The 23,919-nt window shown below is 57.3% G+C and carries 24 protein-coding genes; 10 read left to right on the forward strand and 14 right to left on the reverse strand.

Annotation, left to right across the window (positions count from 1 at the left end):
• The 3 genes from ACR0MI_RS03185 to ACR0MI_RS03195 all read left to right on the forward strand — a co-directional run bounded on the left by ACR0MI_RS03185 (position 1) and on the right by ACR0MI_RS03195 (position 2,601).
• Positions 1–813: a sulfurtransferase/chromate resistance protein gene (locus ACR0MI_RS03185; protein WP_170618997.1), complete on the forward strand. Its 813-nt coding sequence runs from the start codon at positions 1–3 to the stop codon at positions 811–813.
• Complete coding sequence (gene chrA, locus ACR0MI_RS03190; RefSeq protein WP_170615097.1) at positions 813–2,066, forward strand: chromate efflux transporter; 1,254 nt, start codon at positions 813–815, stop codon at positions 2,064–2,066. The genes ACR0MI_RS03185 and chrA overlap by 1 nt, the downstream gene beginning before the upstream one ends.
• Positions 2,067–2,142: 76 nt before the next feature.
• Entirely contained in the window at positions 2,143–2,601 is a 459-nt protein-coding gene (locus ACR0MI_RS03195) for a ClpXP protease specificity-enhancing factor SspB (protein WP_170615098.1), read from the forward strand.
• A 39-nt stretch (positions 2,602–2,640) separates the two neighbouring features.
• On the opposite strand, the gene ACR0MI_RS03200 is transcribed toward ACR0MI_RS03195, so the two are convergent.
• Complete coding sequence (locus ACR0MI_RS03200) at positions 2,641–3,156, reverse strand: hypothetical protein (RefSeq protein ID WP_480440515.1); 516 nt, start codon at positions 3,154–3,156, stop codon at positions 2,641–2,643.
• A gap of 255 nt (positions 3,157–3,411) precedes the next feature.
• Here ACR0MI_RS03200 and fumC point away from each other — a divergent pair, with 255 nt between their 5' ends.
• Genes fumC through ACR0MI_RS03220 form a run of 4 tightly spaced genes read left to right on the forward strand, consistent with a single transcriptional unit; the run spans position 3,412 to position 5,861 of the window.
• Positions 3,412–4,806, forward strand: coding sequence for a class II fumarate hydratase (gene fumC, locus ACR0MI_RS03205; RefSeq protein WP_170615100.1), 1,395 nt, complete (start codon positions 3,412–3,414; stop codon positions 4,804–4,806).
• Positions 4,806–4,982 carry a DUF4169 family protein gene (locus ACR0MI_RS03210; protein WP_170615101.1) on the forward strand — a complete coding sequence of 59 codons (177 nt, stop codon included), beginning with the start codon at positions 4,806–4,808 and terminating at the stop codon, positions 4,980–4,982. Before fumC ends, ACR0MI_RS03210 begins: the two co-directional genes overlap by 1 nt.
• Positions 4,979–5,200 carry a ribbon-helix-helix domain-containing protein gene (locus ACR0MI_RS03215; protein WP_170615102.1) on the forward strand — a complete coding sequence of 74 codons (222 nt, stop codon included), beginning with the start codon at positions 4,979–4,981 and terminating at the stop codon, positions 5,198–5,200. The genes ACR0MI_RS03210 and ACR0MI_RS03215 overlap by 4 nt, the downstream gene beginning before the upstream one ends.
• Positions 5,201–5,258: 58 nt before the next feature.
• Entirely contained in the window at positions 5,259–5,861 is a 603-nt protein-coding gene (locus tag ACR0MI_RS03220) for a DNA-3-methyladenine glycosylase I (RefSeq protein ID WP_170615103.1), read from the forward strand.
• Positions 5,862–5,868: 7 nt separating this feature from the next.
• On the opposite strand, the gene ACR0MI_RS03225 is transcribed toward ACR0MI_RS03220, so the two are convergent.
• The 4 genes from ACR0MI_RS03225 to ACR0MI_RS03240 form a co-directional block, all read right to left on the reverse strand.
• Positions 5,869–6,750 (reverse strand): fructose bisphosphate aldolase, encoded by an 882-nt coding sequence (locus ACR0MI_RS03225; protein WP_170615104.1) that lies wholly within the window; start codon positions 6,748–6,750, stop codon positions 5,869–5,871.
• 72 nt (positions 6,751–6,822) lie between these two features.
• Complete coding sequence (locus ACR0MI_RS03230) at positions 6,823–8,172, reverse strand: cytochrome P450 (protein ID WP_170816539.1); 1,350 nt, start codon at positions 8,170–8,172, stop codon at positions 6,823–6,825.
• On the reverse strand, positions 8,169–9,371 hold the full coding sequence (locus ACR0MI_RS03235; RefSeq protein WP_170619000.1) for a hypothetical protein: 1,203 nt from the start codon (positions 9,369–9,371) through the stop codon (positions 8,169–8,171). The genes ACR0MI_RS03230 and ACR0MI_RS03235 overlap by 4 nt, the downstream gene beginning before the upstream one ends.
• Positions 9,372–9,434: 63 nt before the next feature.
• Positions 9,435–10,187: a cytochrome c biogenesis CcdA family protein gene (locus ACR0MI_RS03240; RefSeq protein WP_170615107.1), complete on the reverse strand. Its 753-nt coding sequence runs from the start codon at positions 10,185–10,187 to the stop codon at positions 9,435–9,437.
• Between the two features lie 105 nt (positions 10,188–10,292).
• Here ACR0MI_RS03240 and ACR0MI_RS03245 point away from each other — a divergent pair, with 105 nt between their 5' ends.
• The gene (locus tag ACR0MI_RS03245) at positions 10,293–10,526 is read left to right on the forward strand and encodes a sulfurtransferase TusA family protein (protein WP_170615108.1); all 234 of its coding nucleotides are present in this window, start codon (positions 10,293–10,295) and stop codon (positions 10,524–10,526) included.
• Between the two features lie 53 nt (positions 10,527–10,579).
• Here the strand turns inward: ACR0MI_RS03245 and ACR0MI_RS03250 are convergent, their stop codons facing one another.
• The 6 genes from ACR0MI_RS03250 to purC all read right to left on the reverse strand — a co-directional run bounded on the left by ACR0MI_RS03250 (position 10,580) and on the right by purC (position 19,002).
• Complete coding sequence (locus tag ACR0MI_RS03250; RefSeq protein ID WP_170619001.1) at positions 10,580–13,405, reverse strand: Rne/Rng family ribonuclease; 2,826 nt, start codon at positions 13,403–13,405, stop codon at positions 10,580–10,582.
• A gap of 494 nt (positions 13,406–13,899) precedes the next feature.
• The gene (locus tag ACR0MI_RS03255) at positions 13,900–15,234 is read right to left on the reverse strand and encodes a sigma-54-dependent transcriptional regulator (protein ID WP_170616909.1); all 1,335 of its coding nucleotides are present in this window, start codon (positions 15,232–15,234) and stop codon (positions 13,900–13,902) included.
• Between the two features lie 12 nt (positions 15,235–15,246).
• Complete coding sequence (locus tag ACR0MI_RS03260; protein WP_170616907.1) at positions 15,247–17,001, reverse strand: ATP-binding protein; 1,755 nt, start codon at positions 16,999–17,001, stop codon at positions 15,247–15,249.
• Positions 17,002–17,061: 60 nt separating this feature from the next.
• Positions 17,062–17,730 carry a phosphoribosylformylglycinamidine synthase subunit PurQ gene (gene purQ / locus ACR0MI_RS03265; protein ID WP_170616905.1) on the reverse strand — a complete coding sequence of 223 codons (669 nt, stop codon included), beginning with the start codon at positions 17,728–17,730 and terminating at the stop codon, positions 17,062–17,064.
• Positions 17,731–17,762: 32 nt separating this feature from the next.
• Positions 17,763–17,993: a phosphoribosylformylglycinamidine synthase subunit PurS gene (purS, locus tag ACR0MI_RS03270; protein ID WP_170616903.1), complete on the reverse strand. Its 231-nt coding sequence runs from the start codon at positions 17,991–17,993 to the stop codon at positions 17,763–17,765.
• Positions 17,994–18,246: 253 nt separating this feature from the next.
• A complete protein-coding gene (purC, locus tag ACR0MI_RS03275; RefSeq protein WP_170616901.1) occupies positions 18,247–19,002 on the reverse strand; it encodes a phosphoribosylaminoimidazolesuccinocarboxamide synthase in 756 nt (251 codons plus the stop codon).
• 187 nt (positions 19,003–19,189) lie between these two features.
• Here purC and ACR0MI_RS03280 point away from each other — a divergent pair, with 187 nt between their 5' ends.
• Both ACR0MI_RS03280 and bmt read left to right on the forward strand, forming a co-directional pair.
• Positions 19,190–19,510, forward strand: a complete 321-nt coding sequence (locus ACR0MI_RS03280) for a DUF1476 domain-containing protein (protein ID WP_170616899.1) — start codon at positions 19,190–19,192, stop codon at positions 19,508–19,510.
• A 122-nt stretch (positions 19,511–19,632) separates the two neighbouring features.
• The gene (gene bmt, locus ACR0MI_RS03285; protein WP_170616897.1) at positions 19,633–20,649 is read left to right on the forward strand and encodes a betaine--homocysteine S-methyltransferase; all 1,017 of its coding nucleotides are present in this window, start codon (positions 19,633–19,635) and stop codon (positions 20,647–20,649) included.
• Positions 20,650–20,652: 3 nt separating this feature from the next.
• Here bmt and ACR0MI_RS03290 read toward each other — a convergent pair whose 3' ends face one another.
• The 3 genes from ACR0MI_RS03290 to ACR0MI_RS03300 form a co-directional block, all read right to left on the reverse strand.
• Entirely contained in the window at positions 20,653–21,429 is a 777-nt protein-coding gene (locus ACR0MI_RS03290; protein ID WP_170616895.1) for an enoyl-CoA hydratase-related protein, read from the reverse strand.
• 72 nt (positions 21,430–21,501) lie between these two features.
• Positions 21,502–21,957 carry a cytochrome c-type biogenesis protein gene (locus ACR0MI_RS03295; protein WP_170619002.1) on the reverse strand — a complete coding sequence of 152 codons (456 nt, stop codon included), beginning with the start codon at positions 21,955–21,957 and terminating at the stop codon, positions 21,502–21,504.
• Positions 21,954–23,918 (reverse strand): heme lyase CcmF/NrfE family subunit, encoded by a 1,965-nt coding sequence (locus ACR0MI_RS03300; RefSeq protein WP_170616891.1) that lies wholly within the window; start codon positions 23,916–23,918, stop codon positions 21,954–21,956. Before ACR0MI_RS03300 ends, ACR0MI_RS03295 begins: the two co-directional genes overlap by 4 nt.
• Position 23,919: the final 1 nt, after the last annotated feature.

A 23,919-nucleotide genomic window follows, 5' to 3' on the forward strand; every position in this document is an offset into this window, starting at 1 on the left:
ATGGCTGCGCCAAATTCCATCACCTCCAAACAACTGCTGCGACTGATCGGAACACCGACAGCGCCGGTTTTGGTGGATATCTGCCTCGAGGAAGACTTTGCAGCGGATCCGGTCCTGATTCCGGGTTCAGTACGGCATTCCGCGTCAGACATGCAGGGCCTTATGGCGACGATCGATGGGCGCTCCAGTGTAATCATTTGCCAAAAAGGCAAAAAGCTGAGCCAGGGCGTAGTTTCGTGGCTGCGCAGCGAAGGACAACAGGCCGAGTTTCTGGAGGGCGGTATACAGGCTTGGCGCGATACGCCGGGGGCGCCAAGCGTCCCCTACTCCGCTATTCCGCCCCTGGTTGACAATCGGACGCTTTGGGTGACCCGACACAGGCCCAAAATAGACCGCATCGCATGCCCTTGGCTGATCCGGCGTTTTGTCGACCCCAACGCGCGTTTTCTGTTTGTCGCGCCGTCGGAAGTGAAGGAAGCGGCCAGAATATTCAGTGCCACCCCATTTGATATTGAAAACACGGTCTGGGGCCATGACGGGGACAAATGCACCTTTGACACAATGCTGGACAAGTTCGACCTTCACACGTCCGCGCTTGACCGGATGGCGACTGTTGTCCGGGCGGCGGACACAGATCGTCACTGTCTCGCACCCGAGGCGGCCGGTCTGCTCGCTCTTTCCGTTGGCCTGTCCCGCCAATACCGGGATGATCATGAGAACCTGTCGGCTGGCCTTGCACTGTATGATGCGCTGTACCGCTGGGCCCGGGACGGGTATGAAGAAGGCCATAACTGGCCCGGCGAGCAAAAATAATGACACCCGACTATTCCAATTTGATCCGGGTTTTCGGCCGGATTGGGCTGCTGTCGTTTGGTGGTCCCGCAGCACAGATTTCACTTATGCATCAGGAACTGGTCGAACGCAGACCATGGCTGGACGAACAAAGCTATTTGCGCGCTTTGTCCTTATGCATGTTGCTACCGGGGCCCGAGGCGATGCAGCTTGCAACCTATGCCGGCTGGCGCCTGCGCGGTGTGCTTGGCGGATTGATCGCGGGTGGCCTTTTCGTCATACCTGGCGCCATCATCATTGCGGTTCTGGTTGGTCTTTATGTCGCCTTTGGAGAACTTCAGGTTGTACAGGCCGGGTTTGTGGGCATCAAGGCGACTGTAATCGTCATCGTCCTGCAGGCTTTGCGTAACCTGTCGCGAAAGGCTCTGTCCGATGCCGAACATCGCATCCTTGCATTGCTGGGCTTTCTGGCAATTTTCGCACTTAACCTGCCGTTTCCACTTATCATATTTGCAGCCGCTCTCTGGGGCTTCGCGACCTTCAAAGGTCAGCACCCTTTGACACCCGCGCCAGCTGCCCTGACCATGTTCCGTCCGATCAGAACTGCGGTGATTTGGCTGGCCCTCTGGCTTGGGCCCTTGGCAGTTCTGACCCTGACGGGGCAGCAACTTCTCAGCGATCTGGGGTGGTTCTTTGCGCGCCTCGCAGTTGTGACTTTTGGTGGTGCCTATGCCGTTCTGGCATACATGACGCAAACAGTCGTCGACACATATCAATGGATCAGCACGGATCAGATGATCGATGCGCTTGGGCTGGCTGAAACGACACCGGGCCCATTGATTTTGGTGACTCAATTCGTGGCCATGTTGACGGGTCAGTTGTCTGGGGGCGCATCCATGGCTATCGCGGCGGGTGCCGTGGCCCTTTGGGCCACGTTTGTTCCCTGCTTTCTGTGGATTTTTCTTGCCGCGCCGTTCCTGGATCAACTGGCGGCCCGCCCGCGCCTGTCTGCGGCTCTGCACGGGATTACCGCTGCGGTTGTAGGGGTGATTCTCAACCTATCCTTGTGGTTCGCCCTCAATGTTCTATTTGGACAAGTTCCGGAAAGAACTCTGGGTCCTGTATCAATTCCCGTACCCGATATTTCGACTTTGGACGTCGCCGCTTTGATACTGACGTTAGCTGCCGGAGTGTTGATTTTCCGCCTAAAAATATGGATGGTTCCGACTTTGGGTCTGATGGCCTGCGCCGGAATCTTACTGAACCTCCTATGAACAATCAGGTGGAACGCGGCCTTTCGTTTCCTTTGAAATCCCCTATGCTAGACGCTACCACTTTTGAGGATGACACATGTCGCAAGACATCGACTATGGAAACCTGATGCACACCGCCATGCGCGGTCTGATCAAAACGGTTTTGACCGGCGTATCGGAACATGGACTGCCAGGCGCGCACCACTTTTTCATCACCTTCGATACCCGGCATGATGGTGTTGAACTGGCCGACTGGTTGCGTCAACGCTACCCGCAGGAAATGACGATCGTCATGCAGCATTGGTTCGAAAACCTTGAAGTGGGCGATGCAGGGTTTTCCATCACTCTGAATTTTGGTGATGCGCCTGAACCGCTTTATATTCCGTACACGGCCATCAAGACTTTTGTTGATCCGTCTGTGGAATTCGGGCTGCGTTTCGAAAGTCCGGAAGACGAGGAAGAAGCGGACGAAGATATCGAAGAAATCATCGAGGTCGAAGAACCGGATGAGCCGCATGACGCGGATGTGGTTTCCCTGGACAGTTTCCGGAAATAACCAAGCTTCTGCGTGCAACAGACCCCGCCTTGGGCGGGGTTATTCTTTTTTCAGAAACGTTTCCACCGAACGGGATTTAACCCCATCGCGAAACCGCGAAAACGACAGGTTCAAACCGCCTTCGGCCAGGGTTCGGTCAAACTGCTGCAATTCGTACCCACCGGTTTCCGAGATAAATAGGGAAAACACGGTCAGCGTTTCACCATCAATACGCCCCCAGACAAATGGCTCTCCTTTCATGGGGTCCAGGGGAACCTCGTGCCCAAACACGTTGCGTTTCATCGCAGCAGAAAACACGTCTGGCCGGTCCGACGGTTGAAAGTCGATCGAGAATTTCTGTTCCTTGATCCGCCCGTCAGCCTTGTAGGTGGTCGTCGTCCAACTCACATTGAAGCCGTTGTCGGTTTCGTGAATTGAAACGCTCATGTCTCTGGGCGTCTCGCTCCCGTCTTCGTCCACGAGATTGGCTGACCCAGTATAATCACCCAAAAACGGCGCGATGCTGGACGCCTGCGCCGGATGGCTGGAAACAAGCACCCACGCAAAAGCACACATCACTATTGCGACAAGTGTCGGGGAAAATGTCGTGCGGAAAACGTGCATCAGATCCTCCATCGCAATAATGCTTATATTGTAGCTCAGCATGGCGCGGGCACAATGGGACGGATGCGCCCGCCGACAACAAAATTGTCGCTGCTCTCTGCCTATACCTTTGTCACCCTTGAGTTTAAGGTGCGCGCAACTGGCCGATTGCGTTGCAACCCGCTTGGCGCTAAACGGCATACAATTGCATACATGACGGAGTGACAGATGTCTCAGACCCGCACCGAATCCGACAGTTTTGGCCCGTTGGAAGTGCCCGCTGACAAGTATTGGGGCGCTCAGACACAGCGTTCGATCATGAACTTCCCGATCGGGTGGGAAAAGCAGCCGGTTGCCATCGTTCGCGCGCTGGGTGTGATCAAAAAAGCTTGCGCGATGCAGAACAAAGCCACCGGTAAGCTGGATGCGAAAATTGCGGACGCGGTCATTCAGGCGGCCGGAGAAGTGATCGAGGGCAGGTTTGATGACAACTTCCCTCTGGTCGTTTGGCAAACCGGATCCGGCACCCAGTCGAACATGAACTCGAACGAGGTCATCGCGAACCGCGCCATCGAGATTCTGGGTGGCGTTATCGGTTCGAAAGAGCCCGTACATCCGAACGATCACTGCAACATGGGGCAGTCATCCAACGATACCTTCCCCACTGCGATGCACATCGCAACAGCAATGAGCGTTCGCGACGTCCTGCTGCCGGGTCTTGAAAAGCTGGCTTCCGGGCTCGAGCAGAAGGCCGAGGAATTCAAGGACATCATCAAGATCGGACGCACGCATACGCAGGATGCGACGCCCCTGACCCTGGGGCAGGAGTTTGGCGGGTACGCTCATCAGATTCGCCAGGGAATTTCCCGTGTGCATGCCGCAATGCCCGGCATTTATGAATTGGCGCAAGGTGGTACCGCTGTTGGTACCGGTCTGAACACACAGCACGGTTGGGACCAGGCGGTTGCCGCAAACATGGCCGAAATCACCGGCCTGCCCTTTGTCACGGCACCCAACAAGTTCGAAGCACTGGCCGCGCATGACGCGATGGTGTTCCTGTCGGGGGCTTTGGCCACGATTGCCGGTAGTTGCTACAAGATCGCCAACGACATCCGCTTTCTGGGCTCGGGTCCCCGGTCGGGGCTGGGCGAACTGATCCTGCCGGAAAACGAACCGGGTTCGTCGATCATGCCGGGCAAGGTAAACCCGACCCAGGCCGAGGCGCTGACGCAGGTGGCCGCCCATGTCATGGGTAACGACGCCGCAATCAAGTTCGCTGGCAGCCAGGGTCATTTCGAGTTGAACGTCTACAACCCGATGATGTCCTACAATCTGTTGCAATCCATTCAATTGCTCGGCGACGCCGCTGACAGCTTTACCGAACGGATGCTGCTGGGCATCAAGGCCAACGAGTCGCGCATCGAAAAGCTGATGACGGAATCGCTGATGCTGGTCACTGCGCTTGCGCCGACCATCGGTTATGACAATGCCACGACCGTTGCCAAGACTGCCCACAAGAACGGTACCACCCTCAAGGAAGAAGCCATCGCACTTGGCTTTGTGGATGAGGCCACTTTCGACGCAGTGGTACGCCCTGAACAGATGATTGGCCCGAAAGACTGATGGGTAAACCGGTAAATTTGAACCGGTATCGAAAACAGAAAGCGCGGGCTGAAAAGAAGGCCCGCGCAGATCAAAACGCTGTGGCTTTTGGACAGACCAAGGCCGAGAAAGAGGTTGTCAGGCTTCGACAAGACAAACAGAAGCGTGACCTCGACAATCACGAGCTGAAGGAATGAGTGGCCGCCCGGTCAAACGCTCGCTGACCCTTCAGGGACACCGCACTTCGGTTTCTTTGGAAGACGAATTCTGGCGCGCGTTCCGTGACATCGCACAGGAAAAAGATAAGCCGATCAATTCCTTGGCGGCGGAAATTGATGCGGCCCGCGATCCTGAAACAGGTTTGGCTTCCGCCATTCGAGTCTTTGTTCTGAACTGGTATCGCAACCGGGATTGAGGCTTGTAAAGGTCTGGCAGGCAAGTGTACCTTGATTTGGAACAAAATAGGTACAGACATGAGCAAAACGACCACCGGGCCTGACGGTCAACCGCGCTGCGCCTGGTGTCAGGCCGCGCCGGAGTTCTTTGAGTATCATGATCAGGAATGGGGCTATCCGGTCTCAGACGACCAGCGTCTATTCGAAAAATTGTGCCTTGAGAGCTTTCAGTCAGGACTGAGTTGGCGCACCATCCTGTCAAAGCGCGAAAATTTTCGGGAAGCGTTTTGCGGCTTTGATTTCAACAGGATTGCAGAGTTTACTGAAGCAGACGTTGAACGCCTTTTGCAGAATGCGGGCATCATCCGGCACCGCGGCAAAATCGAGGCTGTCATCAACAACGCCCGCCGCGCACAGGAACTGATCAAGGTTGAGGGTTCTCTGGCCGCATATGTCTGGCGGTATGAGGCTGAAACTCCCCCACCGCCGCAAACAGCGTCAACTTCACCGGAATCGGTCGCAATGTCGAAAGACCTGAAGAAGCGCGGATGGAAGTTCGTGGGGCCCACCACCGTTTTCGCGTTCATGCAGGCTATGGGATTGGTCAATGATCACGCCGAAGGCTGCATCATGCGTGAAAAAGCGGCGCAAATGCGCCGCGATTTCAAGAAGCCGAATTAGATACGAGTCAGACCGAAGCTTGATAGATCTTGTCGATATTGCCGCCCAGGGCCGCGTTGAACTCGGCATCGGACTGCTGTTTTGAGAGACCTTCGGTCAGCGCGCGCGAGAAGGAAGCGATCATCTTTCCATTCTGGTTCAACAGGTCGCAGGCCTGTTTTGTGGAATAGCCGCCTGACAGGGCCACAACCCGCAGAACGCGCGGGTGATCTGCCACTTCGTCATACAGATTGGCTTCGCTTGGGATCGTCAGCTTTAGCATGACGTCTTGGCCCTCGGCCAACTGGTCCAGATTCTTGAGGATCTCGGCTTTCAGGATGCTCTCAGCCTCGGCCTTGGTTTCCGAATGGATGTTCACCTCGGGTTCGACAATCGGGACCATACCCGCGCTGATCACCTCGCGTGCGACGTCAAACTGTTGAGCCACAACAGCGGCAATACCTTCTGCGTTGGCCTCGTGAATGACCGAGCGTTCTTTTGTTCCAAAGACACCATCAGCCTTGGCCAGCGTTTCTGCCAGACCGGGGATCGGTTTCATCATCTGAACGCCGTTGGCCTGATCCTCCAGTCCCTTGTCGATTTTCAGAAATGGAACGATGCCCTTGGCCGACCACAGAAAATCGGCGACTTTGCGGCCTTCGATTTCCTCGTTCAGGGTGCGTTCGAACAGGATAGCGCCAATCACCTTAGCTTTGGTGAAGTCGTCTGCCAGAATGATGCGTGCGCGCATCTTCTGGATTTCTCCGAACATCTCTTCTTCCGAGGTGTAGTCCGAGGCTTCAACACCATAAAGCGCCAGCGCCTTGGGTGTAGAACCGCCGCTTTGATCCAGTGCCGCGATGAAACCTGCACCGTCGGACATTTGCGCGCGCTGTTCTGCTTTGGACATATCTGTTTCCCGTTCAATAATGATTCCGTGTTTTCCATCGCATACAACAAGGCGTTGACCGATGGTAGTTTGTTAGCGCTCAACCAGCCGCAGCCATATCCCGTCTTTCGAGCGAACCGTCAGATGCGCGACCGGAACAGGATCGCGTCCGGTCACTGGCTCAAACCGATAGTGCTTTATTAGCATCGACAGGATCAGCGGCCCTTCAATCATCGCAAACCCTGCCCCGGTACAAACCCGCGATCCGGCGGAGAAGGGAATGAAGGCGTTCCGCTGGCAGGTCTTGCCGTTTTCCGTCTCCCACCGCGCTGGATCAAAGGCATCCGGGTTTTCCCACAGGCGCTCATGACGGTGCAAATGCCACGGGCTGATAACAATTTGCGATCCCTGCGGGACATCCCGATCTCTGAAACGCTCGGGACAGGTGGCTTCTCGCACCATCATGGGCACGGGTGGATAAAGGCGCAGGGTCTCGCGAAACACACTGCGACTGAGCTTCAAGCCTGAAACGGCGGCAAATGAAGGATCGTCCAATGCCGTCGCCTCTGCCGCGACCTTATCCTGCCATTCCGGATACAGCGCCATCAGATAAAGTGCCCAGGCCAGTGCCGAGGCGCTGGTTTCGTGCCCGGCCAGAAAGAAGATGGCCACCTGGTCGATCATCTCCTGCGTCCCGAAACAACGCCCTGTTTCCGGGTCTGGCGTGGTCATGATCTTTGTTGCAAGGTCATCGGGTGCTTTCCCCAGGGCTATTGCCTCCGCCCGCTCGTCCGTGAGGCGCGCAATCAGGTCCCTGATTTCCCGCGCTGTCCTTCGGGTCTTGCGGGAATGAAACCGGGGCACCCAGCTAGGGACAGGTACAAAGGCCGCAAGGTTTAGCAGCGGTTGTTCCCGCTGATAGGTGCGAAACTTGTCAAACACCTGTGTCGCCACGGTGTGTTCGATCGGAACCGAGAACAAAGTACGAAAGATAACATCTGCGGCAACGTGGCTGGTGACTTCTTCGCATTCGATGTCCTGGCCGACGCGCGTTCGCAGTCGGTCAACACTGGCCTGCGCCGCTGCATACATGGCCGGAAACGTATCCTTCAACCGCCCCCCCTCAAACGCCGGATCAATGATGCGGCGTTGGCGTTTCCAGGTTTCGCCATTGGTCAGGAAAACGGAGTCGCCCAGCAGCGGGCGCAATCCCTCGCTGATCCGGCCGGATTTCGGAGAATCGTCGGGGCGTTGTTTCAGCACCAAATCAATGAGTTCAGGCTGATTGATCATGTAAGACCGAAAGAACGGCGTCCTGAACTCGGCCATCCAGGCCCGATACAAGCGTTGCGGTTGTGCCGAGAGGATATCCTGACGAAAGAGCTTCAGATAGCGCCACAAAGACACCTTGTCGGGACGAGAGACGGGTTTTGGCGGGGTCACGAGTGCACCGACGTGTAACCTGACACCGCCTCTTCGATCCGCGAACGCGATGGTGCCCGGTTGCGAAACCGTTCCCCCAATGTCAGTGGCCCGGCAGTGATGCGGAAATAGTCATAATCGCCGGGCTGGTCGAAGGCGCAGAGATATTGAAAATGCAGTCGAAAAAACCGCCAGCGTAATGCCTTCCAACGGTCTGCTGAAAGGGTTTGCGTGAACGCAGCAGACAGAACCAGAGGCCAGCGCTTATCAGATCCGGCGACGCCGCTGACGCACACAGGATCGCACAAGGCAAATGCGCAGCCGTCGCCCGGGGCCGAGACATCGATCCAAGTCAGGTCTGTCCTGGACGACATGAATTGTAGATCACTGCGCAACTGATGGGCATCGGGCAGAAAGGACACCATAGGGACCACCTGCCCCAATGTCAGAAAGGATAACACAGGTCCGTCTTCGGACACGGGTTCTGACCGCAATAGGTCGGCCAGAACCGATACGCCCAGATGCGCGCCCGAGCTGTGCCCGACCACCAGAACCTCGTCCACTTCTGTTTCCATAGCTTGCCCGATCAGTTCAACAAACTGGCGCATTCGAGATTGCATTTCCGGCGACACACCGCCCCATTCGCGCGAGGAGTAGGCGTAGTCATGCATCAGGTAATAGGCCAACAGCCGATTATCGATTTTTCGAAACCAGCGCAGCAATACAAGCGCCACCAAAAGCCCCGCTGCCAGACCGGGCCAACCCAGCAAGGTAAAACCAGCCCAGACCACGCCAAAAGCCGCCATCAATTGCGCCAGCAACATGCCCACCGGGTAAAGCGCTGCAATTACCGGGCCTTTGCGCAAGCGCATCAGGCGCCAAATTGCCCCCGTGGACAGGTAGATCCAGACCGTCCGCGCCAATTGAAGATAAGTCGCGGCTATCGAGGTATCCATGCTGTCGCGGACAATGTCTGACCAAACCAGAACTTCAAAATCGGTATCGACCGCAAGCCCGTCCTGACATGAGGAAACATGCCAGCCATATGGACCGTCATTCGTTCGGGCCGACAACGAAATGTCATAGCCGGAAATTTCGCCCTGTGCGCGCCCTTCCTTCCGATAAAGCTCGCGATATCGGCGCGGGTGAATGGGATCGTATCCCGGAATGTAGAACACCCGGCGCTTGCGCACCTGCGACTGGTTTTTCTGACTGCTCATGCTCGTACCTTCTGCGACGCAGGTTAGCGCAGCATTACGGCCAAGGTAAGATGGATCGGAAAATCAGCCCAGCGTCGCCAGCGCAGGAAAGGTTTCCAGCAGCCACCAACTGAACTCGGTGAAAAGGCCGGTTATCAACATGATACCGACAAACAGAAGAAGCCCGCCCATCGCCTTTTCAATCGTACCCATATAGGGCTTGATGCGGTTCATGACCGACATTGACCGGTTCAGGAACATAGCGGCCAGAAGGAACGGAATTCCAAGCCCTGCGGCGTATATACCCAGCAGGAATGTTCCCCGGGCCACCGAAGCCTCAGACGCGGCCAGCGACAGAATAGCCCCCAATTGCGGTCCGATACAGGGCGTCCAGCCGAATGCAAACGCAAGGCCCAGAATGTAGGCTCCGAACACGGACCCGCTGGAATCGCCGGTTTCCATGCGCGCCTCGCGGTCGAGGATCGGAATGCGGAATACGTTCAGAAAGTGAAGCCCGAACACGATGACAACCGCGCCAGACAACTTGGCGAACAGTACCTGATTGGTCAGAACAAAGGCGCCAAAAGCTGAAGCTGTGAAGCCCAACAGCAAAAACACCGTCGACAGGCCCATGACAAAAAACAGGGCCGCCAGCGTTGCCTTGCGGCGGGCTTTGGTTTCATCCTGCATCTCGTTGATGGTCACACCACTCATATACGCCAGATACGGCGGAACGATCGGCAAAACGCAGGGTGACAGAAAACTGATCAACCCGCCGATCATGGCGATGAACATGGCAGGCAAAAGTCCCGCATCGATGATTTCAATTCCGAACATGAAACAGCACATAGGGTATGAAACCGGCGGCGTCACGAGGCCATTCGGTCACATCCTCGTGCTTGCCTGCTGGACACCGTGACAAAGTGGAAATATCTGAACGATATGTCTGAACCGACCGAAACCCTTGATGCCTTGGGGCTGTTGTGCCCGTTGCCCGTGCTCAAAGCGCGCAAACGTCTGAAATCCATGCCGGCGGGTGCTGTGTTGCGCATGTTGGCCGACGATCCCGCTGCAATCATCGATGTCCCCCATTTCTGTGCGGAAAGCGGACACAGCCTGCTGTCGCAGCAGGAAATCGACGGACACCAGGTTTATCTGATCCGGAAATCGGCCTGAATTTGAGATCATGCCGTAAATTAAAAAGGCGGGCATTGTGCCCGCCTTCCGTATTATTGGCCCAACGACCACCATCCGCGCCGCTTGGGCTTTGGTGGCTGGGCGGGTTCACGTTCTTCGACCACGGTTTCCAGAACAGGTTCCGGAGTTTCCTCGGCAGCTTGCACGGGCTCCTCAACAACGGGTTCAGAAACGTCTTGCGCTGCTACCGGTTCGGCCTTCGGCTCCTCCGGAACGACAGGTTCCTCTTGCGCTGTTTCGTCCACCTGCGGCTCTGAGGTTTCTTCTTCCGCGCCCGCCTCAGGTTCAGCCGCAGCAGTCTCCACTTTTCCCTCAGCTTCCTGCGGCTCATCCGCAGTATCTTCCGAAACCGGTTGATCAGCCAGAGCCTCGGGTGCCTCTACTGGTGCTTCTGCAGCAACCTCGGCCTCGGCGTCTTTTTTGCGGCGACGAGGTGCGCGACGTTTCTTGGGCTTGGGTTCCGGCTTTTCGCTTTCATCCTCACCCTCGGACACACTTGCATCCTGGGTTTCGACATCAGCAGCCGCAACCTCAGTTGTTTCCGTTGGTGCATCGTTGTCATCAGACGCCGCCTCTTGGGTGTCCGATACTCCGTTGTTCTTTTTCCGGCGACGGCGGCGACGCTTGCGTTTTGGCTTGCTTTCGTCTTCGGCCTGCACCGTTTCTTCTTCCGGCTGATCCTCATCTGTTGCATCGACCAGATCCATCAGTGACGCATCAACGGAAACGACAGGTGCCGTTGCCTCGGGAACGATCCGGCTGGCGGTCTTGAACTTCTCCAACGAGAAATCCGGGCTAACCAGATGCACATCGCCTTCGATGCGAACCGACAGCCCATAACGCGATTCAATCTGGGCGATATGTTCGCGTTTCTGGTTCATCAGGAAGTTAGCGATGCTGACCGGGCACCGAACCAGCACCTCGCGCGAGCGGCGGCGAGTGCCTTCTTCTTCGATCTGACGCAGAATGGTCAGCGCCATGTTGTCGTCCGAGCGGATCAGTCCCGTACCATGGCAGGCCGGGCAAGGTTGCGTTGTCGCCTCCAGCATACCCGGCCGCAGCCGCTGACGGCTCATCTCCAACAGACCAAAGCCCGAGATCCGGCCAACCTGAATGCGGGCCCGATCTGTCTTCAGCTTCTCTTTCAGACGCTTTTCGACAGAGGCGTTGTTCTTCCGCTCGTCCATGTCGATGAAGTCGATCACGATCAAACCAGCCAAATCGCGCAGACGCAACTGGCGCGCCACCTCTTCGGCAGCTTCAAGGTTCGTCTTGAGAGCGGTTTCCTCGATCGAGCCTTCCTTGGTGGCGCGACCCGAGTTCACGTCAATCGCAACCAGTGCCTCGGTGACGCCAATGACGATGTAGCCACCCGATTTTAGCTGCACGGTCGGGTTGAACATCCCCGCCAGGTAGCTTTCAACTTGGTAGCGCGCGAATAACGGCAGCGCGTCTTCATACCTTCTCACGTTTTTGGCGTGTGACGGCATGATCATCTTCATGAAGTCCTTGGCGATGCGATACCCGCCCTCGCCCTCGACCAGAACCTCATCGATATCGCGATTATAGAGGTCACGGATCGAGCGTTTGATCAGGTCGCCTTCTTCGTAAATCTTCGCTGGCGCGATGGACTGAAGTGTCAGTTCCCGGATCTGTTCCCACAGGCGCTGAAGGTATTCATAGTCCCGTTTGATTTCGGATTTGGTTCGCTTGGCGCCCGCGGTACGGATGATCAGCCCCGCACCCGTCGGCACGTCGATTTCTGCCGCGATTTCCTTTAGCTTCTTCCGGTCTGGCGCATTGGTGATCTTGCGGCTGATCCCGCCGCCACGGGCGGTGTTTGGCATCAGTACACAGTAGCGCCCAGCCAGAGACAGATACGTGGTCAGAGCGGCACCCTTGTTGCCCCGTTCTTCCTTGACGACCTGAACCAGCAGAACCTGGCGAACCTTGATGACTTCCTGAATCTTATACCGACGCGGGCGCGGTTTGCGCGGCGGGCGGATATCCTCGCTGTCATCTTCATCCGCCACGGACTCGATCGTTTCATCTTTGGTGGAGGCATCCAGCAAAGCTTCGGAATCATCCGCGTCCTCGGCGCCTGCCCTGTCGTCCTCGGCGTCGTCCTCGACCGCTTCTTCAAGCTCGGAAGCTACGGCGTCTGCCTCGCTGGCCACTTCTTCAGATGCAACGGCTTCCGATCCATCTTCCGGCTTGGCCTCAATTGATTCTTCCTGGTCTGCTGTGTCGACGGGTTCAGCCTCAGGTTCTTGCCCGGCATCCTCAGCCGCGCCTTCCGCCTCCTCGGGCGCGTCAGCATCGTCAACGGGTTCTTCAACCGGGGTTTCGCCAACAAGCTCAACCGGAGAGGTTCCTTCGGGAACGGCCAGATCAGCCGCCTCTTCACCTTCATCAAGATCGATCGTTTCCATGCCCGTGGGTTCGGACGAAACCTCGATGCTCTCGACGGCATCGTCGGATTTCACATCCGCCGCCTTGGTCCGCGAACGGGACCGGCGCTTTTTGGGCTTTGATTCTTCGGCTTCGTCCCGCGCCTTCATCGCTTCGGCGTAGGCGCGTTCCTCTTCCATCAGCGCTTCGCGGTCAGCGACAGGGATCTGATAGTAATCCGGGTGGATCTCGGAAAACGCCAGAAAACCGTGTCGGTTTCCGCCGTAGTCCACAAACGCCGCCTGAAGCGACGGTTCAACCCGTGTTACTTTTGCAAGATAGATGTTGCCGGCAAGCTGACGTTTGTTTTCGGATTCAAAATCGAATTCCTCGACCTTGTTTCCGTCGACCACCACGACGCGGGTTTCCTCCGCGTGGGTGGCATCGATAAGCATTTTCTTAGCCATTTGTCCTTGGTGCACCGCGCCAAACGCGTTGTCCTTACCCGTCCGGGGGGACAGGCGCTTTTGGGGTGGTGTCTTGTCAGGGCGATATCGGACGGCGCGCGGCAGGGTCTGGCGCTTTGGCCCCCTGCCCGGTCACTCAATCGTTGCGCGCGCGTCATCGCGGTTCTTCTCCGACAGGCGCGGTCGTCCGCTACCTGCCCATTTATTCCTTTCACCCGCCATTTAACGGGTTAAGGCGTTCAGATGCCCCTATTGGGGCACAATCGGTCTGCGTCGCCTGGCGGGAAGGTGCACCACCTTTTGCGGCGTCGCAGCGAAACTCAAAGATTCGGGACTTTAGAGCGCAAAAACTGCCCTGCCCGTCCGGACACAATAAAAGCAGTCCTGTGGAAAAGACAATGGGCAAACTGCATCTGACCGCACGGACACATCCGACGCCCGGCTTATTCTGTTCAAAAATGCCTCAAGAGGGGGCTGGCCCCCTCTGAAATACGTCACAGGTAATCAGAACGTTGCAGGCCGTATTTGGCCATCTTTTCGTTCAGTGTCCGACGCGGCAGGCACAATTCGTCCATAACAGACGCAATCGAACCTTTGTGGCGGCGCATCGTGTTGTCGATCAGCATCCGTTCAAACGCCTCGACATACTCTTTCAGCGGCTTGCCCTCGGTCGTCATCACCGGTTGCATCTCTTCATGATCAGACATCAGCAAAGACGCAATGGTGCCAGACCCACGCCGAGATTGCAAAACCGCGCGTTCGGCAATGTTTATCAGTTGACGCACATTTCCGGGCCATGGAGCCTGCAATAGCTGCGCCGCCTCCTGCGCGCTGACCTGCGGCGCATCACAGCCATATTCTTCGGCGAATTGCTCGCTGAGACGTGTGAACAACGTCAGAATGTCCTCACCCCGCTGGCGCAACGGCGGCATGGTGATCCGCAAAGCCGCAAGACGATAGAACAGGTCGGGACGCAGCACATCCTCGCTTGTCTTGCCGGCTTCCTGCAGGTTCGAGATCGCGACAATCCGCGTTTCGGCCGGAGTACCCTGATCGTTCATGACACTCAGCAGACGTGCCTGCAGCGTATCGCTCAACGCTTCGACATCCTCCAGAACAAGCGTGCCGCCGCGCGCTTCTTCGATGGCTGGCAACTGTGCGTCTTCCGGCATCATCGGGCCAAACAAACGCTTGGACAGCGCCTCTTCCTCAAGCGCAGCACAGGAAACCAGAACGAATTTCTTGCCTGCGCGGCTGCCCACTGCGTGCAGTGCATGCGCCACCAGCGTTTTGCCCGTGCCGGTCTCACCATCGATCAGAACGTGACCATCAGCCTGACCCAAATCGAGAATATCCTCGCGCAGGCGCTCCATCACCGGGCTGGCACCGATCAGCTTATTCATGATCTGCGTACCACCTGACAACTCGCGCCGCAGTGCGCGGTTATCCAGGGTCAAACGACGCGCATTGCTGGCGCGCTTTGCCAGTTCGGACATACGATCCGGATTGAACGGCTTTTCAAGGAAGTCGAACGCCCCGACCCGCATAGCCTCGACCGCCATCGGCACATCGCCGTGGCCCGTGATCATGATGACGGGCAACGTGCTGTCGGCCCCCATCAGCTTCTTCAGCAACTGAATGCCGTCCATTCCCGGCATCTTGATATCCGAAATGACGATACCGGGGTAATCCGGACCCAGAACCTTGAGCGCGTCTTCGGCGCTGGAAAAGGTCTCGGTGTCATATCCTGACAACGCCAGCCATTGGCTGATCGACTGGCGCATGTCCTGTTCGTCGTCCACAATGGCGATTTTCATGGCCTGTGCCATAGTCATTCCTCGTTATTCAGCGGCCTCAAGGCCGTCGCTTCCAAGTATCGGCAGCTGCATCTCGAAAACTGCACCACCGTGCTGTCCGTTGCGTGCGGTCAGCCGTCCGCCATGGTCGTTCACGATCCCCGACGAGATGGCAAGCCCCAGTCCAACACCGTCACCCGGCTGCTTGGTGGTGTAGAACGGTTCGAACAGGTTCTCGATATCTTCTATACCATACCCGTTGTCGCGCACCGTCAGTACCGCAGTATCGCCCGCCGCAAGGATAATTTCCACATCCGGGTCTGCCACCGATTTGGTGGCGTCCAGCGCGTTCCGCAAGAGGTTGACCATCACCTGTTCAATTCGCATCCGGTCGCCCATCACGACCACCGGCTCCTCGGGCAGAATTTGCGTGATCTTCACCTGCCGTTGGCGCAGTTGCGGCTCCATCATCGACAAGGATGAGGCCAGCGCTTCTCCAAGATTTACAGGGGAAAACGCGTCCGCTCCCTTGCGTGCATATGACTTGAGCTGCCGCGTGATCGCGCCCATCCGTTCGATCAATCCGTCAATGCGGCCAAAGCTTGCAAGCGCTTCTTCCGGGCGGTTGCGGCGCAACAAAAGACGCGCGCCGGCCAGATAGGTTTTCATGGCGGCCAGCGGCTGGTTCAACTCGTGACTGACGGCGGCCGACATCTCACCCAAAGCGGCCAGTTTCGAGCTCTGGGCCAGCGTTTGTTCGGCCACTTCCAGTGTCTTTTCAACCCGTTCCCGCTCAGCGATTTCCCGCTGCAACCTTGCGTTCAATGCGCGAAGCTCTGCCGACTCGCGCTGAATCGATACCATCCGAACAGCAGCGCGTCGGCTGAGCGCATAGAAGGCCAGCGCCAGAAGAATCGCAAAGCCCATGATCTCCAGGGCCAAAACGCTGTTCACCTTCTCCCGGATCGAGGAATAAGTCGTGAAGGACGTCATCTGCCAGCCACGGAACGGAATGCGGGTCTCCATCCGCATCACAGCCTCACCTTGCAGATAGGCATCGGGCGGAAGGACCGTCCAGTCAGTGGTCGCGCGTATGGCGCGCTGAATCGCGCCCTGCGGAGGCTGGCGCAGCATCGCGGCCTTTTCGTCCAGTCCCCGCCATTGCGGTTCGGTCGAAAGAATGATGGTGCCGGTGCTGTCCACGACCATGACCGCATCGGAGATCCCAGCCCAGGCGCGTTCGAATTTTTGCAGGTCGACCTCGACAACGATCACGCCCAAGGTCTCGGTTCCGGCTTCCATGCGACGGGAGTAGACAAAGCTGTAGCCGCCCGATTCCCGTTCGATCACGGTAAAGATCGTCGAGTTCGATCGCGCCGCATCGACAAAATACGGCGAGTTGCGATGCAACTCACCCAGACGATTGCGGTCAGTGGCGGCGACCGAGCGACCATCACGGTCCAGCAGCATCAGCGAGGCCGCGCCGATCTCTTCAACGAAGGAAATCAGGCGTTGGGTCGAAAGGGAAAAATCGCCCGACTGCAATGCCGCGATCAATGTCGGGTCGCGCGCCAGCAACTGCGGAACGATCGAATTTCTGCGCAGCTCGCTCAGCAGGTTTCCGGAATACAGAGTCAACCGCAACTCAGCCCGGTTGCGGGTGGATTCGGTAAACCTGTCTGTCAGTAAACGGTTCGTGACCCACACGGTGGCTGCGGCGGCCACCAGCAAAACGATAACCGCAACCCGCAACCGCCATCCAAGCGGCGCGCCGCGAAGCGGTTTTGCGATTTTGGGCATGTTCGTGGGCGCGTCGGAGCTCATACGTGAAATTTACGCGTCCGGCGTTGCGACCTCAAGTCACGCTGGTGCCAAAACCCCGGACAATGCGCGGAACAACGCCGTTCCGTCGGTGCCGCCGTGCCCTTCGTCCGCTGCCCGCTCGGGATGGGGCATCATTCCGAGAACGCGACGGTTTTCCGAAAGAATGCCCGCAATATCGCCGACCGACCCGTTCGGGTTCTCGGCATAGGTGAACGCAATGCGGTCATGCTCTCGCAGCGCCGACAATGTTGCGTCATCAGCGAAGTAATTTCCATCGTGATGAGCAATCGGAATTCCGATCACATCCCCCGAATTGTAGCCTTGCGTAAACGCGCTGTCGCTGGTTTCGACCTTCAAGCCGACTGTGCGGCAGATGTATTTCAACCCGGCATTGCGCAGAAGCGCCCCGGGCAGAATGCCGGTTTCGGTCAGAATCTGGAATCCATTGCAAACGCCAATGGCGTAACCACCACGCTTGGTGTGGTTGACAACGGCCTTGCAGATCGGCGACTGGGCAGCAATTGCACCGCAACGCAGGTAGTCGCCGTAAGAAAATCCGCCGGGCACACCGACAATGTCGACGCCTTCGGGCAATGTGGCATCCTTGTGCCAGACCATCTCGACCTGGAAACCCGCCTGTTCAAAAGCAACTGCAAGGTCCCGATCGCAATTGGATCCGGGGAATACGATTACGGCTGCGCGCATGGCCGACCCTCCTTGATCAGATCCGAGAAAGCTCAGACCAGTTCGATTTCGTAGCGTTCGATGACCGTGTTAGCCAACAGCTTTTCGCACATCTCGGTGATGTCCGCCTCGGTCGCGCCGTCTGCAAGTTCCAGATCGATCACCTTGCCCTGACGCACGCCCTGGACCTGATCAAAGCCCATGGCACCCAATGCATGACGCACCGCTTCGCCCTGAGGGTCCAGAACCCCGTTCTTGAGCATGACATGCACCCGTGCTTTCATTTTCGAAACTCCACCTGTGGGGCGAAGGTCCAGGCCCCATTTCGTTGCGCGGGGGATAGCGCGGTTGTGGGCGCTGGACAACCCTTCTTGGCGGCTACGGGGTATGCAGTTTGACGCAGAGGCATCTGTCACCTTTTGAAAGAACCCCAGACATGCTCCAACACGCCGGATTGGCAAATGCCGAACTGAACAAAGAAAAAGCGCCCCCTCAACCGAGGCAGCGCTTTGTTCCAAATCGAACAGACCTGCTAGGTCAGTTGATCAATGTCGGCTTGGTCACGTTACTTTTGGGCAGAACGCCCAGGCGCCGGGCGACCTCGGAGTAGGCGTCGGTCAAATTGCCCAGATCGCGCCGGAACACGTCTTTGTCGAGCTTCTGGCCGGTTTCGATGTCCCACAGTCGGCAGCTATCCGGGCTGATTTCATCCGCCACGAGCAATCGCTGAAAATCACCTTCGAAGACGCGGCCTATCTCGATCTTGAAGTCGATCAGGCGGATACCCACAGCCAGCATCACACCGCTCATGAAATCGTTCACGCGCAGCGCCAGGCTAAGGATATCTTCCATATCCTGCTGGCTAGCCCAGCCAAAGGCCGCAATGTGTTCTTCCGAAACCAGCGGATCGCCGAGCGAGTCATCCTTGTAGCAGTACTCGATGATCGGACGCGGCAACTGTGTCCCTTCGGCGATGCCCAAACGCTTGGACAGCGAGCCTGCGGCATAGTTGCGAACGATCACTTCCAACGGCACAATCTCGCAGCTGCGCACAAGCTGCTCGCGCATGTTCAGACGGCGAATGAAATGGTTCGGCACGCCAATCTGGGTCAGGCCGGTCATGAAAAACTCGCTCAGCCGGTTGTTCAACACGCCTTTTCCGTCAATGACGTCTTTCTTTTCGGCGTTGAAAGCCGTGGCGTCATCCTTGAAATACTGAACGATTGTGCCCGGTTCCGGGCCTTCATACAGGATCTTGGCCTTGCCTTCATAGATTTTCTTGCGACGCGCCATGTGCGACCTTTCCAGTCTGCTGAGCGGGAATGAGTCCCCTCACGTTGGCGTTCTCATAGTCCAAGCCCCCCTTTCCCGCAAGTTCGTCAACCCGAGAGGCTTTGACGCAGCGCAAATCCCTTGCGTCCACAACGTGCAATAGTCATATCATGAAGACAGAATTCGAAACTCAAGGGGTCCCCGACAAATGACCACATTTGACGAACGTGAAGCCGCGTTTGAAAACAAATTCGCGCATGATGAAAAAATGCAGTTCATCGCCAGAATGCGCCGGAACCGCTTTATGGCCGTTTGGGCATCCACGCTTAAGGGTGAGACGGTAGAACAAGCCCGCAAATACGGTCAGGAACTGGTGCACACAGATCTTCAAAACGTAAGCGAAGACGACGTTGTCGACGCCGTCAAAGGGTATCTGGGCGACCTTGCTGACGAAAAGACCATCCGCGTAAAGATGGCTGAGTTGTTGGTGGAAGCCAAAGAGCAGGTCATGGCGGAAGTAAACATCTGACCTCCAAGATACAAAGCTCATGATCTTCATGAGTTTTATGAATTTGATTTAACGCCCCGGTCGTGAGACACGGGGTGTCTCAATTTTCAACGGTCGAATGCACCTTTATTCGGACGACTCGCATGACAAACGCGCTTAGCACACTTTTGGAAACCAAGGATGCCATTCTGGCGGACGGGGCAACCGGCACCAATCTGTTCAATATGGGACTGCAATCGGGCGACGCGCCGGAATTGTGGAATGTGGATGCACCGGACAAGATCAGGGCGCTGTACCAGGGATCCGTTGATGCCGGCAGCGATCTGTTTCTGACCAACACTTTTGGCGGAACAGCCTCGCGTCTGAAACTGCACGATGCACAGGATCGCGTTGCAGAACTGAACCGAATCGGCGCCGAACTGGGCCGTGAAGTCGCCGACAAATCAGGTCGCACGGTGATCGTCGCTGGGTCGGTCGGTCCCACCGGTGAAATCATGGAACCGGTCGGAAGCCTGTCACACGCGGATGCCGTCGAGATGTTTCATGAACAGGCCGAAGCCCTGAAAGCAGGCGGCGTCGATGTTCTCTGGCTGGAAACCATCAGCGCGCCCGAGGAATTCCGGGCCGCAGCAGAAGCATTCGCGCTGGCTGACATGCCCTGGTGCGGTACCATGAGCTTTGACACCGCGGGTCGCACCATGATGGGCGTGACATCGGCCGATTTTGCCTCGCTGGTTGAAACGTTGCCCAATCCGCCCGTGGCTTTCGGCGCCAATTGCGGGACCGGGGCGTCGGATATCCTTCGCACGGTGCTGGGTTTTGCGGCACAGGGAACAGAACGGCCTGTGATCTCGAAAGGGAATGCGGGCATACCGAAATATGTCAATGGTCACATCCACTATGACGGAACGCCCGAGTTGATGGGCCAGTACGCGGCCATGGCTCGTGACGCGGGGGCGACCATCATTGGCGGCTGTTGCGGCACGATGCCTGAGCATCTTCGTAAGATGCGCGAGGCGCTGGACACAACCGCACCGGGAGATCGACCGACACTGGATCAGATAACGGGCGCACTGGGTCCGTTCTCTTCAGCCTCTGACGGCACTGACGAGGATGCGGCAGTCCCGGACCGCCGCGCGCGCCGTCGCCGCCGGGCTTGAGCTTCAGCGCCCCTCGAATTTCGGGGGGCGTTTTTCCATGAATGCAACGACGCCTTCGGCAAAATCGCGGGTGCGACTGCAATCTCCCTGCAAATGAGCCTCGGTCGTCAATTGCTGCGTCAGGGATTTGTCGTAAGTTCCGCGAATGGCCTTCTTCATCGCAGCAAACGCAGCGGTTGGCCCATTGGCCAGATAAGACGCCCGCTTGCGCCAGTGCGCGTCAAACTCTGCATCACTGACGGATTCCCAGATCAGCCCCCAGTCATCGGCTTGACGCGCGGTGATCTTGTCCGCGAACAGCGCCGCGCCCATCGCTTTGGCCATCCCCATCTGACGCGGCATGAACCATGTACCGCCGGCATCCGGCAGCAAACCGATCCGCGCGAATGCCTGTAAAAAATAAGCGCTTTCAGCCGCAATCACGACATCCGCGCACAAAGCCAGATTGGCCCCAGCCCCGGCGGCTGCCCCATTTACCGCGGCGATTGTCGGAACCGGGCAATCGTGGATCGTTTCCAGCATCGGTTCGTATTCGTCGCGCAAAGACCTTTCCAGGTCGATCTTGCCAGTGCTTGAAGCATCCCCAAGATCCTGCCCCGAGCAAAACGCGTTGCCAGCCCCGGTTATCACGATCGCCCTGGCGCGACGGGCCGCATGTTTCATCGCATGCATGATCTCGGCCCGCATTTGCGTGGTCAGCGCGTTCATCTTATCCGGCCGGTTCAGCGTAAGAACCGCCAGATCGTCCGCAATGTCCAGAAGGACCGTTTCATATTCCATGGTTTCCTCCCAAACTCAGAACCCTGGGTGAACCTGATGGATAAATGCGGGAAGGAAAAGCTAAACCGAACGTCAGTCTTCGAGAATTTGGCGCAGACGCTCTTTCTCGTCTTCGCTCAGGGCGTCTGCTTCGGACGCGCCCTGCCCTTGTGACCGCTTACGCAAAAAGTTCCAGCCCATTCCGGCGGCGATCAGCAGCATTATGGGACCGGCCAGCCAAAGCATCAGGTTTGACCCGGTCACTTTCGGCTTCAAAAGAACATATTCGCCGTAACGGTCAACGATATAGGCCACAGCCTCTTCGTCGCTGTCCCCGGCCACCAACCGCTCACGCAACAACAGGCGTAAATCGCGCGCCAGTTCGGCATTGCTTTCATCAATGCTTTCATTTCGGCAGACAAGGCAGCGCAACCCGGTGCTGATGTCGCGTGCCCGCGCTTCGAGTGCCGGGTCATCCAACACTTCATCCGGTTGAACAGCCATCAACGGGGAAGCAACAAGCATCAGGATCAGAGCCAGACGTCTCATTCCGCAGGTACTCCGCCAGCCGGGGACTTGCGGGCGCCGGCAGCCACACGAAAACGACGATCAGACAGGCTGAGAACTCCGCCAAGCGACATCAGAATACACCCGCCCCAGATCCAGTTCGCCAGTGGTTTGATGTAGGTTCGCATGACCCAACCGCCATCGGCCTGCTGGTCGCCGATCACGACATACACATCCCGCAGGAAACGATAGTCGATCGCCGCTTCGGTCGTGGGCATCCGCGCCACGGGATAGTCGCGTTTTTCCGGATGCAGCGTTGCGATGGGCCGCCCGTTCTTTTCAACGATTACATCTGCCATGGTCGAGAAGTAGTTCGGCCCCTGTACCCGGCGCACATCATTCAGGGTCAGGGTGAACTGCCCGACTTCAAATGGCTGGCCCGGTTGCGCAACGCGTATGTCTTCGACCTCCCACGCGGTCAGGCCTGCAATGGCAAATATCGTTACCCCCAACCCTGTATGAGCGACCGCCTTGCCCCAATCCGCACCTGGAAGACGCACCAGGCGGTTCAAGTTGTTTTTGCGGCCCGTGCGGCTCCACAAATCCACGATTGCACCGAATGTGATCCATGCGCCAAGGAACAGACCTACCGGCCCCAAAGCGCTGCGTCCTGTCTGCATCGCCCAGACCAGCAACGCCAGTGCAAGCGCCAGCAGAAACGCGTAGCGCAGCGACCAGGCCGTTTTGCCAAGCTTGCCCCGTTTCCAGGGCAGCATGGCACCAACGGGCAACGCAATGCCCAACGCGACCATGAAGGGCGTAAAGGCCGCATTGAAGAAAGGTGCCCCAACAGAAAGCTTACGATCAAAGGCCATTTCCGCCACCATCGGCCACATGGTTCCCACAAAGACGACAAAACAGCTGACAGCCAGAAGGATGTTGTTCAGTATCAACGCGCTTTCGCGGCTGACCATTCCAAACACACCCTTCGCCTCCATCGCCTGTGCGCGGGTGGCAAACAGGGTCAGCGAACCGCCGATAAAGAAAATCAGAATCAGCAGGATGAACACGCCCCGTTCCGGGTCGTTTGCAAAAGCGTGAACCGAGGTCAGCAGGCCGGACCGTACAATGAAGGTTCCGATCAGCGAAAATCCGAAGGCTATAATGGCCAACAGAATCGTCCAGCTTTTAAGGGATTCGCGCTTTTCCACAACAATCGCCGAGTGCAGCAATGCGGCAGCCAGCAGCCACGGCATGAACGAGGCATTTTCTACCGGATCCCAAAACCAGAAACCGCCCCAGCCCAGTTCATAGTAGGCCCACCATGACCCCAGCGCGATGCCGATCGTCAGAAACACCCAGGCCGCCAATGTCCACGGTCGGACCCAACGCCCCCATGCCGCATCGATTCTGCCCTCGATGAGGGCTGCAACGGCAAAGCTGAACGCCATGCTCAGCCCGACATACCCCAGATACAGGAACGGCGGGTGGAACGCGAGGCCGGGATCCTGCAACAGCGGGTTCAGGTCGCGGCCGTCAAACGGCGCGATGACCAACCTGTCAAACGGGTTCGAAGTGAACAGAATAAAGGCGAAAAACGCGACAGCGATGGCCGATTGAACCGCCAGCACGCGCGCCTTGAGCGTTGGTGGCAGACCACCCCCGAAGAACGCGGCCATGGCACCGAAAATGGTAACAATCAGCACCCACAACAGCATCGAACCTTCGTGGTTCCCCCATGTGCCGCTGATCTTGTACAGCATCGGCTTGGCGGAATGACTGTTCTCTACCACGATACGCAGCGAAAAGTCCGACGTGATGAAGGCCCACGTCAACGCACCAAATGAAAACGCGGTTAGCAAGAACTGAGAGATCGCAGCCGGTTCCGCAAACGCCATCCAGCCGGTCCATCGTTTTGCAGCACCGATCAAGGGCACCACGCTTTGAACGATGGCGACAAAAAAGGCGAGGATCAGGGCAAAGTGGCCAAGTTCTGTAATCATG

Source organism: Ruegeria sp. D4 (genome assembly GCF_056534475.1).